The 13,887-nt window shown below is 60.3% G+C and carries 12 protein-coding genes; 2 read left to right on the top strand and 10 right to left on the bottom strand.

The genetic code is table 11. The features are described from left to right. Positions 1-67 precede the first annotated feature (67 nt). Positions 68-985, bottom strand: coding sequence for an ornithine carbamoyltransferase (argF, locus tag PH605_RS01615; RefSeq protein WP_003519982.1), 918 nt, complete (start codon positions 983-985; stop codon positions 68-70). Positions 986-1,042: 57 nt separating this feature from the next. After that, complete coding sequence (locus tag PH605_RS01610) at positions 1,043-2,242, bottom strand: aspartate aminotransferase family protein (protein WP_142844054.1); 1,200 nt, start codon at positions 2,240-2,242, stop codon at positions 1,043-1,045. Between the two features lie 431 nt (positions 2,243-2,673). Here PH605_RS01610 and PH605_RS01605 point away from each other — a divergent pair, with 431 nt between their 5' ends. Next, complete coding sequence (locus PH605_RS01605) at positions 2,674-3,207, top strand: GcrA family cell cycle regulator (protein ID WP_078051295.1); 534 nt, start codon at positions 2,674-2,676, stop codon at positions 3,205-3,207. Positions 3,208-3,498: 291 nt separating this feature from the next. Here PH605_RS01605 and phoB read toward each other — a convergent pair whose 3' ends face one another. From phoB to phoR, 7 genes are all read right to left on the bottom strand, one after another. Next, positions 3,499-4,182 (bottom strand): phosphate regulon transcriptional regulator PhoB, encoded by a 684-nt coding sequence (gene phoB, locus PH605_RS01600; RefSeq protein ID WP_003493692.1) that lies wholly within the window; start codon positions 4,180-4,182, stop codon positions 3,499-3,501. A 30-nt stretch (positions 4,183-4,212) separates the two neighbouring features. Then, positions 4,213-4,938, bottom strand: a complete 726-nt coding sequence (phoU, locus tag PH605_RS01595; RefSeq protein ID WP_065654531.1) for a phosphate signaling complex protein PhoU — start codon at positions 4,936-4,938, stop codon at positions 4,213-4,215. 96 nt (positions 4,939-5,034) lie between these two features. After that, a complete protein-coding gene (pstB, locus tag PH605_RS01590) occupies positions 5,035-5,850 on the bottom strand; it encodes a phosphate ABC transporter ATP-binding protein PstB (protein WP_003519986.1) in 816 nt (271 codons plus the stop codon). A 14-nt stretch (positions 5,851-5,864) separates the two neighbouring features. Then, positions 5,865-7,187: a phosphate ABC transporter permease PstA gene (gene pstA / locus PH605_RS01585; protein ID WP_003519987.1), complete on the bottom strand. Its 1,323-nt coding sequence runs from the start codon at positions 7,185-7,187 to the stop codon at positions 5,865-5,867. Continuing rightward, the gene (gene pstC, locus PH605_RS01580; RefSeq protein ID WP_065654532.1) at positions 7,184-8,668 is read right to left on the bottom strand and encodes a phosphate ABC transporter permease subunit PstC; all 1,485 of its coding nucleotides are present in this window, start codon (positions 8,666-8,668) and stop codon (positions 7,184-7,186) included. Before pstC ends, pstA begins: the two co-directional genes overlap by 4 nt. A gap of 263 nt (positions 8,669-8,931) precedes the next feature. Continuing rightward, positions 8,932-9,966 carry a substrate-binding domain-containing protein gene (locus PH605_RS01575; RefSeq protein WP_142844055.1) on the bottom strand — a complete coding sequence of 345 codons (1,035 nt, stop codon included), beginning with the start codon at positions 9,964-9,966 and terminating at the stop codon, positions 8,932-8,934. A 195-nt stretch (positions 9,967-10,161) separates the two neighbouring features. Then, positions 10,162-11,433: a phosphate regulon sensor histidine kinase PhoR gene (gene phoR / locus PH605_RS01570; protein ID WP_142844056.1), complete on the bottom strand. Its 1,272-nt coding sequence runs from the start codon at positions 11,431-11,433 to the stop codon at positions 10,162-10,164. Between the two features lie 233 nt (positions 11,434-11,666). On the opposite strand from phoR, the gene ppk2 reads away from it, so the two are divergent. Continuing rightward, positions 11,667-12,548 (top strand): polyphosphate kinase 2, encoded by an 882-nt coding sequence (gene ppk2, locus PH605_RS01565; RefSeq protein ID WP_142844057.1) that lies wholly within the window; start codon positions 11,667-11,669, stop codon positions 12,546-12,548. 48 nt (positions 12,549-12,596) lie between these two features. On the opposite strand, the gene PH605_RS01560 is transcribed toward ppk2, so the two are convergent. Continuing rightward, a complete protein-coding gene (locus PH605_RS01560; RefSeq protein WP_142844058.1) occupies positions 12,597-13,742 on the bottom strand; it encodes a hypothetical protein in 1,146 nt (381 codons plus the stop codon). Positions 13,743-13,887 lie beyond the last annotated feature (145 nt).

Raw genomic sequence — 13,887 nt, 5'->3', positions numbered from 1 at the left:
AGATGGTAATCTATGCGGTCAAGTTCAAGCACCCGGCGTGACGCGTGTCAGGCCGGGCGATTGCTCATCAAATGACGCCCATGCACCATGCAATGATGGACTTCTGCGCGTGGAGGCGGTTTTCCGCCTCGTCGAAGACGACGGATTGCGGACCGTCGATCACGGCATCCGTCACTTCCTCACCGCGATGGGCCGGCAGGCAATGCATGAACAGCGCGTCTTTTTCCGCCTTGGCCATCAGGGCTTCATTCACCTGATAGGGCTGGAAAATGTTGTGGCCGCGCGCCTTGTGTTCCTGGTTCATGGACACCCAGGTATCGGTGACGACGCAGTCCGCACCCGCAACGGCCTTGTCGGCATCATGGCACAACATGATCTCGCCGCCATTGTTGCGCGCCCAGTTCAGGAACTTGTCATGCGGTTCGGAGCCCATCGGCACGGCCATCGTCATGCGGTAACCGAAACGGGCCGAGCCTTCGACGAAGGAATGCAGGACGTTATTGCCGTCACCCGTCCAGGCAATGGTCTTGCCTTTGACCGGGCCGCGATGTTCCTCGAAGGTCATGATATCCGCCATGATCTGGCAGGGATGCGTGTCGTCCGTCAGGGCGTTGATGACCGGCACGGTCGCGTGTTCGGCAAGCTCCAGCAGGCGCGAATGATCCGTCGTGCGGATCATGATGGCGTCGACGTAACGCGACAGCACCTTGGCCGTATCGCCGATCGTTTCGGCGCGACCGAGCTGCATTTCCGTACCGGAGAGGAAAAGCGTCTCGCCCCCGAGCTGGCGCATGCCGACATCGAAGGAGACGCGGGTGCGGGTGGAAGGCTTTTCGAAGATCATAGCCAGCATCTTGCCGGCAAGCGGCTTTTCCGCCGTTCCGGCCTTGGTGGCGGCCTTGCGTGCGCGGGCATCGTCGAGAATTGCCCGCAGGTCCTGCGAGCTGACGGCCGACAGGTCAAGAAAATGTTTAGGTGAAGCCATTTCAAACTGTCCCATGCTCGCGAGCCTCGGGGAAGAGGCCCGCCCTTTATTGTTTCCTCAGGCGATTTTTGCCTGTTTCGCTGTCAGGGAAGCGGCGGCCGCTTCCACGCGTGACAGACCCTCGCGGGCCTCTTCCGCCGTGGTGACGAGCGGCGGCAGAAGACGGATGACGTTGTCGCCCGCCGGCACACCCAGCAGATGCTCGGCGCGCATGGCCTGCAACAGCTCGCCCGATGGAACCTTGGCCTTGATGCCGAGAAGCAGGCCTTCGCCACGGATTTCTTCGATAACGTCAGGATAACGATCCTTCAGCGAAGCAAGGCCCTGGCGGAAGACCAGCGCGACATCACGAACCTTTTCCAGAAAACCCTCGGAGAGGACGACATCGAGCACGGCGTTGCCGACAGCCATGGCCAGCGGGTTGCCGCCATAGGTGGTGCCATGCACGCCCGCCGTCATGCCGGAAGCAGCATCCGCCGTCGCAAGGCAGGCGCCGAGCGGGAAACCGCCGCCGATACCCTTGGCAACCGCCATGATATCCGGTGCGACGCCCGTCTGCTCATAGGCAAAGAGCTTGCCCGTACGGCCAACGCCGGTCTGGACCTCATCGAAAATCAGCAGCATGCCATGCTCATCGCAGAGCGACCGCAGCAGCTGCAGGAATTCCTTGGCTGGCGCGCGAATGCCACCCTCGCCCTGAATGGGCTCGATCAGAAGCGCGGCCGTCTCGGCCGTGATGGCGGCTTTCAACGCATCGACGTCACCGAAGGGCACCTGGTCAAAACCTTCGACCTTGGGACCGAAACCTTCGAGATATTTCTGCTGGCCGCCGGCGGCAATCGTCGCCAGCGTGCGGCCATGGAAGGCACCTTCGAAAGTGATAATCCGGAACTTTTCCGGATGCCCCTTGGAATAATGATAACGGCGCGCGGTCTTGATCGCGCATTCCAGCGCTTCTGCGCCGGAATTGGTGAAGAAGACCTTGTCTGCGAATGTCACTTCCGTCAGGCGCTTTGCAAGCTTTTCCTGGCCCGGCACTTCATAAAGGTTCGAGACGTGCCAGACCTTCTCGGCCTGGGTCTTGATCGCTTCCACGAGGTGCGGATGGGCATGGCCCAGCGAGTTGACCGCGACGCCGGCCGCAAAATCCAGATATCGTTCGCCGCTTTCCGTGAACAGCCAGACGCCTTCGCCTCGCTCGAAGCGCAGGGGGGCTCTTGCAAACGTATCGAACAATGGCGCGGCGGCTTCGGCCATGGCTGTATCACTCCTTGCGCGGATGCGCTGTCAGACGGTTGTCAATAGGCTTTCGGGGTTATCCCTTGCCTGAAAATCAAAAATGCCGCCTCGCGGCGGCAGGGGCACTATTGTCACTTCGCCTGCCGATGTCAACAAAAGTCCGCGTTTCCCGGGCTTCTCAAGCCCTAGTAGGTAGCGACGGACGAGGCCCAAGGTGTTGCCTTTCAGACTCAACTCGCCAGCAAGTTGGGGAAAACCGGAAAATCGATTCGAGATGATTCCCGCGACTCTTGCCACGGAGTCTGCGTGGCACTAGGTTAATCGCTAATTACTAGACTGCATTGCGGCGGAACTAGTCACCAAAAATCAGGCAGAAACCACGCTCGCGGCACGCCCGCGAGGCGGAGAGGGATTCTGCCGACATTATACGCGACGAGCGGAGAAGCGGCATGAACTGGACAGACGAACGGGTCGAAAAACTCAAGAAATTGTGGTCCGAGGGGCTTAGCGCCAGCCAGATAGCAGCACAGCTGGGCGGCGTCAGCCGCAATGCCGTCATCGGCAAGGTCCATCGCCTCAACCTGCCGGGACGCGTGAAGGCCGGCGGCCCGGTTACTTCGGCGCGTTCCGCGCCCAAGCGCACTGCCGCCCCTGCCCCGCGCGCGACGAATTTCGCAGCCCGCGTCAGCGCAGCACCTGCACGCGCCCTGAACCGCTCGAGCGCGGCAACGGCGCTGCACGAGGAGATCGATATCGAGACCGCCGAAGTTCTCGATTACGTTCCCTCCAAAAATGTCGTGACACCGATTTCCCGCCGCCTGACGCTGACGGAACTGACGGAGCGCACCTGCAAGTGGCCGGTCGGCGATCCGCTGAAGGATGATTTCCATTTCTGCGGTTGTGAAGCACTGGAATCTTCGCCCTATTGCAAGTTCCATGCAAAGCTTGCCTACCAGCCGGTAAGCGAGCGTCGCAAGGCTTGAGTGTTGCGGCACGCATTCGACACTCAAAAACTACGGGCCTTCGGGCCCGTTTTTTTGTGACAAACGCACCACGCTTCCCGGACGGCTACAGCAGAACACAAAGGCTTATTCTTCGTCGTCGCGTTTCGCCCTTCAATCCGGATTTCGGTGGGCTCTCAACCGCTCGTCAAGCAGATGAAAGTATCGTGCTTGCGGAAGGTTCAAAATGAAAAGGCCCGACACCATTCCGGTTTCGGGCCTTTTCATTTTGGCGGAACGTCATGCTGAGGGGAACCGTCAGTTCGGTTCCGATCAGGCTTCCATCGAATATCCTGCACCGCGCACGGTGCGGATGACGTCTTGCATATGGGAAAAATTGAGCGCCTTACGCAGGCGTCCGACATGCACGTCGACGGTACGCTCATCGACGTAGATATCATGGCCCCAGACGCCATCCAGCAACTGCGAGCGGGAGAACACCCGGCCCGGAGAGGTCATCAGGAACTCCAGCAGGCGGAATTCCGTCGGGCCGAGACGCACTTCACGGCTCTTGCGGTGAACGCGATGGGTCTCGCGATCCAGTTCGATATCGCCGCATTTCAGCACCGAAGACAGAACCTCGGGGCGGGCCCGGCGCAGCATCGCCTTGACGCGGGCCATGAGTTCCGGTGTCGAAAACGGCTTGACGACATAATCGTCGGCGCCGGTGGCGAGGCCGCGAACCCTTTCGCTTTCCTCGCCGCGCGCCGTCAGCATGATGATGGGCAGGCGCTCGGTTTCCGGCCGCATCCTGAGCCGACGGCACAGTTCGATACCGGAAACGCCGGGAAGCATCCAATCCAGGATAAGGAGGTCCGGAATACGTTCCTGCAGCCTGATTTCTGCCTCGTCTCCACGGGGTATCGTGTCGACGTCATATCCCTCAGCCTCGAGATTGTAACGAAGCAGGACGCTCAGCGCTTCCTCGTCTTCCACAACTGCAATCTTGGGCACCATATACTAACTCCGCAAGCCGCTGCCTGTCTGTTACTCGGTCACCGAACCGAGGGTGTTGGAACTGTCGTCCTTCGGACGCTCGCCTTCCGGCTGGCTTCCGGTGGTCATGTAATAGATCGTCTCTGCGATATTAGTGGCGTGGTCGCCGATACGCTCGATGTTCTTGGCGCAGAACAGAAGATGCGTGCAGGTGGTGATGTTGCGCGGATCTTCCATCATGTAGGTCAGAAGCTCACGGAAGAGCGACGTGTACATGGCGTCGATTTCTTCGTCGCGCTCGCGAATGGCATTGGCCTTCTCGGCGGAACGCGTGGAATAGACGTCCAGCACTTCCTTGAGCTGCACCAGCGCGAGTTCCGACAGGTGTTCGATTCCACGGGCGAGCTTGCGCGGCACGCCGGTGCCGGCAACCGCGATGACGCGCTTGGCGGTGTTCTTGCCAAGGTCGCCGACGCGCTCAAGGTCAGCTGCAATACGCAGAGTGCCGATGATCTCGCGAAGGTCGGCCGCCATCGGCTGGCGTTTGGCGATGGTGACGATGGCCTTGTCGCCGATCTCACGCTCGGCGTGGTCGAGGATCGCATCGTCGGAAATGACCTTCTGTGCGAGCGCGGCATCGGAATTGACGAGCGCACGCACGGCGTCGGCGCACATCTGCTCCGCAAGACCGCCCATTTCGGCGATACGACGCGTAAGGAATTTCAGTTCGTCGTCATAGGCCGACAGAATATGCGAATGGGTCGTTGTTTGTGTCATGGTCTAGTCCTCCGGCTTGGCCTGCATGCGCGTACCCGGAAGCGGGCACGGCAGAAGCACCAGTCTTGTTCGGTTTCGATAAAGCGCCGGCCGGGATCAGCCGAAGCGGCCCATGATGTAATCCTGCGTGCGCTGGTCGTCCGGATTGGTGAACATCTTGTCGGTTTCGTTTTCCTCGACAAGATGACCAAGATGGAACATGGCCGTGCGCTGGGAAACACGCGCCGCCTGCTGCATGGAGTGCGTGACGATGACGATGGTGTAATTGGTGCGCAGCTCGTGGATCAATTCTTCGACCTTTGCGGTCGCGATCGGGTCGAGAGCCGAGCAGGGCTCGTCCATCAGGATCACTTCCGGGCTGACGGCAACGGCGCGTGCGATGCACAGACGCTGCTGCTGACCGCCGGAAAGACCGGTGCCGGATTCGTGCAGACGATCCTTAACCTCGTTCCAGAGACCCGCCTTCTGCAGGCTCTGCTCGACGATCTGGTCCATATCCGCCTTGTTGCGGGCGAGACCATGGATGCGCGGACCGTAGGAAATGTTTTCGTAGATGGACTTCGGGAAGGGGTTCGGCTTCTGGAACACCATGCCGACGCGGGCGCGCAATTCCACGACGTCAATCGCCTGATCGTAGATATCGTCGGTGTCGAGCGTGATCTTGCCGGTGACCCGGCAACCGTCGATCGTGTCGTTCATACGATTCAGGGTACGCAGGAAGGTGGATTTGCCGCAGCCGGACGGGCCGATAAGCGCGGTCACCGTATTTTCGCGAACGTTGAGGTTCACGTCGTAAAGCGCCCGCTTTTCGCCGTAATAAACCGAAACGTCCTTGCCGATCATCTTGTATGAGACTTCATTCATTTTCTTGTCCAGCGCCTTTTCAACTGCTGCTTCCGACAACATGTTCATTGCTCAAGCTCCCTCTACCAGCGCCGTTCGAAGCGGCGACGCAACAGGATTGCGCCAACATTCATGACGATGAGGAACAGAAGCAGGATGATGATAGCGCCGGATGTCCTTTCGACAAAGGCGCGCTCGGCTTCGTTCGCCCACATGTAAATCTGCACCGGCAGGGCCGTGGACGGATCCATCGGCGTTGTCGGGTAATTCGCAACGAATGCCACCATGCCGATCAGGAGCAGCGGCGCCGTTTCGCCCAGCGCGTGGGCGAGACCGATGATGGTGCCGGTCAGAATGCCGGGCATGGCGAGCGGCAGCACATGGTGGAAGATCGTCTGCATCTTGGAAGCGCCGAGGCCGAGGGCTGCGGCGCGGATAGACGGCGGCACGGCTTTCAGGGCAGCGCGCGTCGCGATGATGATCGTCGGCAGGGTCATCAGCGTCAGGACGAGGCCGCCGACCAGCGAGGCCGAGCGCGGAAAGCCCATGAAGTTGATGAAGACCGAGAGGCCGAGCAGGCCGTAAACAATCGAAGGAACGGCCGCGAGATTGTTGATATTCACCTCGATAAGATCCGTCAGACGGTTCTTCGGGGCGAATTCCTCGAGATAGATGGAGGCCGCAACGCCAATCGGCAATGACAGCACCAGCACGATCAGCATCATATAGAACGAGCCGATCAGCGCCACACCCACACCCGCCGCTTCCGGACGGCTCGACGCGCCGTTGACGAAGATGCCGGTGTTGAAATGTTTGCCGAGCTGGCCGCTTTCGGCGAGCTGGTTCATCCAGCCGAGCTGCTGGTTCGAGATACGGCGATTGGCTTCATCCGCCGTCAGGTCGACCTGGCCCTTGAAGGCGCTGTCGACGTCGCCCGACGCCAGCAGCGTGACGGTGCGCGTGGTGCCGATGACGGCGGGATCGGCGACGACGATATCGCGAAGCTGCGTGCGCACGCTGTCGGAGATCAAGAGGTTGACGGCGCGAAGACCGGCGCGGTCCGTCGGCGCAACGCCAAGGACCTTGGCGACAGCATCGCGGGCGATGACGGGATAATTGGCCGTCATCAGCTTTGTGGGATTGGTGGCCCGCTCATTTTTCGGATCGATGATCTGTTCGGAAAACTCGACCGGAACGGTGATCATCGTCTGCTGGAAAGCGGTGTAACCCTTGGAAACCACCGAGAAAAGCAGCAGGAAGAGAAAGATGAGGCCGAAGGAAATCGCTGCCATGCCGTAGGCACGGAAGCGGCGTTCGGCGGCATAACGGCGCTTGATGCCGATATCACGGCGCGTGGCCTTGTTGACGGCGCTCGCGCCGGCTGCGGGAGAGACGATGTCGGTCATTCATATTGCTCCCGGTATTTGCGCACGATGTAAAGCGCGTAGATATTCAGGCAAAGCGTGATGGCGAAAAGCGTGATGCCGAGCGCAAAGGCAACCAGCGTCTGCGGCGAGGTAAATTCAAGGTCGCCGGTAAGCTGGCTGACGATCTTGACCGTCACCGTGGTCATGGGCTCGAAGGGATTGAGCTGCAGGCGGGCAGCAACACCGGCCGCAAGAACCACGATCATGGTTTCGCCGATGGCGCGCGAAGCCGTCATCAGCACGGCGCCGACGATGCCGGGAAGAGCGGCCGGAATAATGACCCTCTTGATCGTCTCGGAACGCGTGGCGCCAAGACCGAGCGAACCGTCACGCAGCGAGCGCGGCACGGCGGTGATGATATCGTCCGACAGCGACGACACATAGGGGATCAGCATGATGCCCATGACGAAGCCGGCGGTGATGACGCTCTGCGCCTGGATGAAGTTGGCGTAGTTGCCCGTCGCCAGACCGTTGATCTGCGTGGAAATGTCTCTGAGGAAAGGACCGACCGTCGTGAGCGCGAAGAAGCCGTAGACGATGGTGGGAATGCCGGCGAGCACTTCAAGCAGCGGCTTTGCCATGGAGCGGAAGCGCGGCGAGGCATATTCCGCCATGTAGATCGCCGAAAAGAGACCGACCGGAACCGCAACCAGCATGGCGACGAAGCCGATATAAAGCGTGCCGGCGAGCAGCGGGATCAGGCCGAACTGGCCGGAGGAATCGGTGGCGCCTGCCGCCGCAAAACGCGGATCCCAGACCGTTCCGAAGAAGAACTGGTGCGCAGGGACCATGGTGAAGAACTGGATCGCCTCCGTCAGCATCGAAAGGACGATGCCGATGGTCGTGAGGATGGCGATGGACGAGGCGACCAGCAGGGCCGCGAGAATGACTTTCTCGACCTGGTTGCGCGCCCGGAAACGCGGCGCGATTGCACGCAGCGCATAGGCGCCGCCGCCGAGCGCGGCCAGCAGCACGACGGCGATCATCGCAATACGGCTGGTGGAGGTCATGCTGTTGAGCGTGTGGGCGGCATCGACCATGAACCGCTCGGGATCGCCGGCGATTGCAACACCCTTCGATGCCAGAAGCGGCCGAACCGCAGCCGTGTCGGCCTCGACCTGCGCGGTTTCCTCCGGCGTCAGCCGCTGGAGGCCACGGGCGATGGAGGTCACCATACCGTAGGTCAGGCTCTGCTGCGCTTCGGATTGCGCCCGGACATCCTCGGGGAAACTACCGCGCACCGCCGAAGTGACGAGCAATGGGCTGACAATGAGCCAGGCACAGAGAATGAACGCCGCGGGCAGCACCGCCCAGACGACCGCGTAGGAACCGTGATAACCGGCACGGGAATGCATGCTGGAGGGGCGACCGCCAGACAGGGCAACGGCACGGCGGCTGCCGAGCAGATAGCTGCCGATGCCGATGAGCGCCAGTATCAGCAAAAGGATCGATGTGTTCATTAGAGTTCCCTCGGCGTGCCTCAAGAGCACGGTGCGATATCGGGCAAATCAAAAAGTCATCAAAACGAGACCGCTGGACCATCCCATGATGCCTGCCGCCTGACTGTATCATAGTCTGGCAAGCGTCAAGGTTGATACATCCTATCCATCTGTAATCCATCGACAATCATGTGGATGGCGATGGTTAGGAACTGTCAACCGCGGACGACGGCCCAAGCGAAGCCGAATGAGGGGCACGGCAAAGCCGCACCCCTCTTTCTTCATTACATCGTGGAGCCGGCCGAGAACTTCGAGCGGATTTCTTCGCGCTCTGCGTCCGGAGCAGCAACCAGGCCGTAGTTGGCGAGCGGGGAATCCGGGCCGATCATTTCGTCGGAAACGAAGAACTCGACATATTCCTTAAGGCCCGGGATAACGCCCAGGTGAGCTTTCTTCACGTAGAAGAACAGCGGGCGGGAAACCGGGTACTTGCCGCTGGCGACGGTTTCGGTGGACGGAACGACGCCCGAAACGGTCGCGACCTTCAGACGGTCAGCGTTGTTTTCATAGAAAGCGAGGCCGAAAACGCCGAGGCCGGTCTTGTTGGCATCGATGCGAGCAAGCGTTTCGGTGTAATCGCCGTCGATGTCGACTGCCGCGCCGTCCTTACGGACTGCAACGCACTTGGCAGCAGCCTGCTTGGCGTCGGTGATGAGCGTCTTGATGACGTCGGTCGCCTTGGCTTCCTTGCAGCCGTCAGCCATGATCTTCTCTTCGAAGACTTCGCGCGTGCCGTGCTTGGAACCCGGGATGTAAGCAGCGATTGCCACATCAGGCAGTTCCTTGTTGATTTCCGACCACTTCTTGTAAGGGTTGGCAATGAGCTTGCCGTCCTTGACGACTTCAGCGGCGAGCGCAAGGTACAGATCCTTCGGCTCGAGCTTGATATCCTTGTTGGAAGAGTCCATTGCGAAGACGATACCGTCGTAACCGATCTTCACTTCCTGAACGTCGGCAACGCCAGCAGCCTTACAGGCGGCCAGTTCGTCGCTCTTGATTTTGCGCGAAGCGTTGGCAATGTCGATGGTGCCTTCGCCGACGCCCGAGCAGAACGCCTTCAGACCGCCGCCCGTGCCGCCGGACTCAACAACGGGAGCCTTGAAGTTCGGGAAGGTTTCGGCAAAGGTCTCGGCAACGATCTTGGCGTAAGGCAGAACTGTGGAGGAACCGGCAACCTGGATCTGGTCGCGAGCAGCGGCGGCGCCAGCGAAGGCGACAGAAGCCACCAGAGCTGCTGCGGAAAATTTAACGATGTTCATTTGTCTCTCCCGTCGTGGGCTTTGTTGTGGACGCAGCCGATAGCGACACTCGCTCTTAGCTTGCGCTCGGCGACCTTTTCTTAACCACCGTAGCCCCATCCTTTTATGTCACTTTGACGAAAGATTTGTGACAATCTAACCTATTGATTTTATTTATAAATATGCGCGACATTAAAAGCAGATACATATTTTATGTCAGAATCTCACAGTGAAGTCCGTGCCGCTGCCCAATTCCGATTTAATGATGAGGCGGGCGCGGTGGCGGGTGAGGATGTGCTTGACTATGGCAAGTCCGAGACCCGTGCCCTTTTTCGAGCGGCTGTCGGCGACGCTGACGCGATAAAAACGCTCCGTCAGACGCGGCACATGTTCGGTGGGAATGCCGGGCCCCTTGTCGATGACGCTCACCTCCACCGGCTTGCCGGGTTCGGCCCTCAGCCAGACATCCACGACCTTGCCTTCCTGGCCGTATTTGCAAGCATTTTCAACGAGGTTCTGGAATACCTGCACCAGCTCGTCGCGGTCGCCCTGCACCTCTGCCGGTCGGTCGGGCAGGTGCAGCGTGATGGTCACATCCAGCTCGTCGGCAAGCGGCAGCAGGGTATCGCGCACATGGCCGATGACGGGAACGAGATCGACCTTCTGGTCGGGCGCTATGTTGGCCCGCAATTCCAGCCGCGACAGGGACATGAGATCGTCCACCAGCCTGCTCATGCGGGTTGCCTGATCCAGCATGATGGCAAGGAAACGTTCCTGCGCCTTCGGGTCGTTGCGCGCCGGCCCCTGCATGGTTTCGATGAAACCGCGCAGCGAGGCGAGCGGTGTGCGCAATTCATGGCTGGCATTGGCGACGAAGTCGCTGCGCATGCGGTCGATGCGGCGAAGCTCCGAGACGTCGCGGAACGACAGGATATAGAATGGCGGGCCTGCCCCCTCTCCCACATCCGCACGGGCGATACGAACGATGAAGACCCGTTCGGAAGGGAAGCGCTCCGAATGTTCGACCTGGTTAGGCTGGCCGGTGGTGATGGTTTCGCGAATGACATCCAGGAGGCCGGGAGAGCGCAACCGGGCGGAAATATGCGCCCCGGCGGGCAACTGGCCGAAGGCACGCTCGGCCGCGCCGTTCTGAAACAGCACGCTGGCGTTCCTGTCGAGAATGAAAACGGGGGTATCCAGAACCGCGAGGCCCGCCCTTACGCCGGAAATGACGCTTTCGCCGGGCACTTCCTGCTCATCTGCCTCCTCAGCCGGGCTCCCGTCCTTTGCGGGAGCGGCCCTCGGCCCCTCCCGGGCGGCGAGGATGGCAATGACGGCGCAAAGCCACAGGGCGGCGGGCATGTAGGGCGTGTTGAGCTCGGCAACGGCCACGATAGCGAGCATGCTGACGATGAGAACGGGCAACCAGTTTCGGCCGAGCTTCGTTCCCAAACGCCTTAACCCACCATCGCCTTCCATGACTGCCATTTCAGCCTGCTCTTTCCACTTTCATCTGACAGCGCATCGAAATCTCATAGGCCAGTTTCATGACAGAGATTCATCATCGCGCATTTTCCACAACGTATATGCGCAAAATCGACGCCGCAATCGCTGCCGCCGCAGCACCCCGGTCAAGCGCTCCTGTTTCACTTGAATTCTGGCTATGGATGTGAACTCATTGGCGTCGAGTTGCCTTTACACAACAACAGCCGGAGGAAACCATGGGCGAAGAAACGAAGAAGCGGGCGGTCGATATCACCATAGGCGGCAAACTGCGCAGCTTCGACATCGACGATCCGGTTCTTCCTGACTGGGTTGAGGAAAAGAAACTTTCCGCCGGCGATTTTCCCTACGACAAGAAGATGAAGCGGGAGGACTACGACAGCACCCTCGAGGCGCTGCAGGTGGAGCTGGTCAAGGTGCAGTTCTGGCTGCAGGCCACCGGCAAAAGGGTCATGGCGGTTTTCGAGGGCCGCGATGCGGCGGGCAAGGGCGGCGCGATCTTCGCGACCCGGGCCTATCTCAACCCCCGCTATGCCCGCGTGGTGGCGCTGACCAAACCGACGGAAACCGAACGTGGCCAATGGTATTTCCAGCGCTATATCTCACATTTTCCGACCGCCGGCGAATTCGTTCTCTTCGACCGCTCGTGGTATAACCGCGCAGGCGTAGAGCCGGTCATGGGTTTCTGCACGCCTGAGGAACACAAGCGTTTCCTCAAGGAAACGCCGCGTCTGGAAAAGATGCTGGTCCATGAGGACGTTCATCTGTTCAAGTTCTGGCTCGACATCGGCCGCGAAACGCAGATCGAACGCTTCCATGACCGCCGCCACAGCCCGCTGAAATGCTGGAAGCTTTCGGATATGGACATAGCCGCGCTGACGAAATGGGACGACTACACGCAGAAGCGCGACGAAATGCTGGAGAAGACCCACACCGACGCCGCCCCCTGGACGGTGGTGCGCGCCAACGACAAGCGCCGCGCGCGGGTAAACCTCATCCGTCACATCCTTCTTGCGCTCGACTATGAGGGCAAGGACAAAAAGGCAATCGGCGAAATCGACGACAAGATTTTGGGATCTGGGCCAGATTTTCTCAAATAGGACCGGAAGACACTGACAGGCGCCTCCATTCGAGACGCCTGTTTTCCCTTACTGGCCCGGCAGAATGCGCACGGAATAAAGATTGACCGGACGGCCGCTGCCATCGATATCGCTGTTGATGAAGATCCTGCCCGGCGCATTGGGGGCGAGAGATCGTTCGAATGTCGCGTTCAGCAGCATGTCCGCGCGCTCGGCCGTAGCCGTGAAGCGGTGGCGGGAGCAATCGCCCAATGTCGCGAAATCGCAGGCGACGGACACCTGGGTCTGACGGTCGCTGGAGGATTGCAGCGTGATCGAAATGGTCGAGGACTTGCCCGCCATATCCCGCATCACCTCCACCGGAACCTCGACGCTGACGGCGCCATCCTGCGAGACACTTCTCGAGGTTACCTTTATCGCCTTGCCAGCGGGTGTGGCGATGTTTTCGACATTGGCGCGTGGACCAGCCGAAACACCGGAACTGCCACGCTCCGCATTGAAGACTTCCACCCAGTCATCGGAAAAACCACGACCGGCGGAAAGGCTCGGCGCGGGCTCCGTCCCGTTGAAATCCTCGGCCTGCACCTGCGCCGGCGGATTGGGCACGCTGGTATCGCGCTGCTCCGGCGAGAGCAGGAGGCCTGAGGAATAGACCCACCAGGCGCCGAAACTGATAAAGGCCAGAAGCGTCACGTAGATGAAAAGCCGGGCGAAAAGCCCCCGGCGCTTGCGGCGGCCAACCGCACCTTCCGGCCGGAAGGCTAGCGAAGAATCGCCCGCGCGGGAGCCTCCCTTCGGCGGCTTGCCATTGCGCTGCCCCGCCCTCAGAGGCTCCGGAGCAGCGGCGGCGCCCGGCCGCACACCGCGCGTTTCGCCACGCAGCTCCGGCTCAACACCCATATCGCCGTGGTGGGACGGCTGCGAAACGGGATCGACGGAGTGATCGTCGTGCGCCGGACTTTCCGGTGCGGGCGGGCGCAATTGCTGCTCCACCCTGTCCAGAAGCCGGTTGCGCTCTTCATTCTCGATCTGGTGGATCAGGCCTTCAAGCCGCTGGCGCTGCTGGGAGACAACCTGCGGATCGTCTATGCCCTGCTTGCGCAGGCCCGCTTCCAGTGCCTGACGGGAGGATTGGTAAATCCGTGCACGAACTTCGGCGTTCGATCTGTCCGATTTTTCCAGAGCATTTCTGATTGCCGTTTCCAGTCCGCTCACGACCGATCCTTGTTCTATTGCGCTTTGCAAAAAATATGCGGCGCTGCGCCATGGGTTCACGATTCGGTAACGGCTATACCGCCCCTCCGCAAGCATCGTTTGTGATAAAGACCGGATTGCCTTGGGGAAAATCAATTCATTGTGG

Source organism: Agrobacterium sp. CFBP 3001 (genome assembly GCF_027871605.1).
Taxonomy (GTDB): domain Bacteria; phylum Pseudomonadota; class Alphaproteobacteria; order Rhizobiales; family Rhizobiaceae; genus Agrobacterium; species Agrobacterium leguminum.
This window is presented reverse-complemented; position numbering and strand designations above follow the sequence as displayed.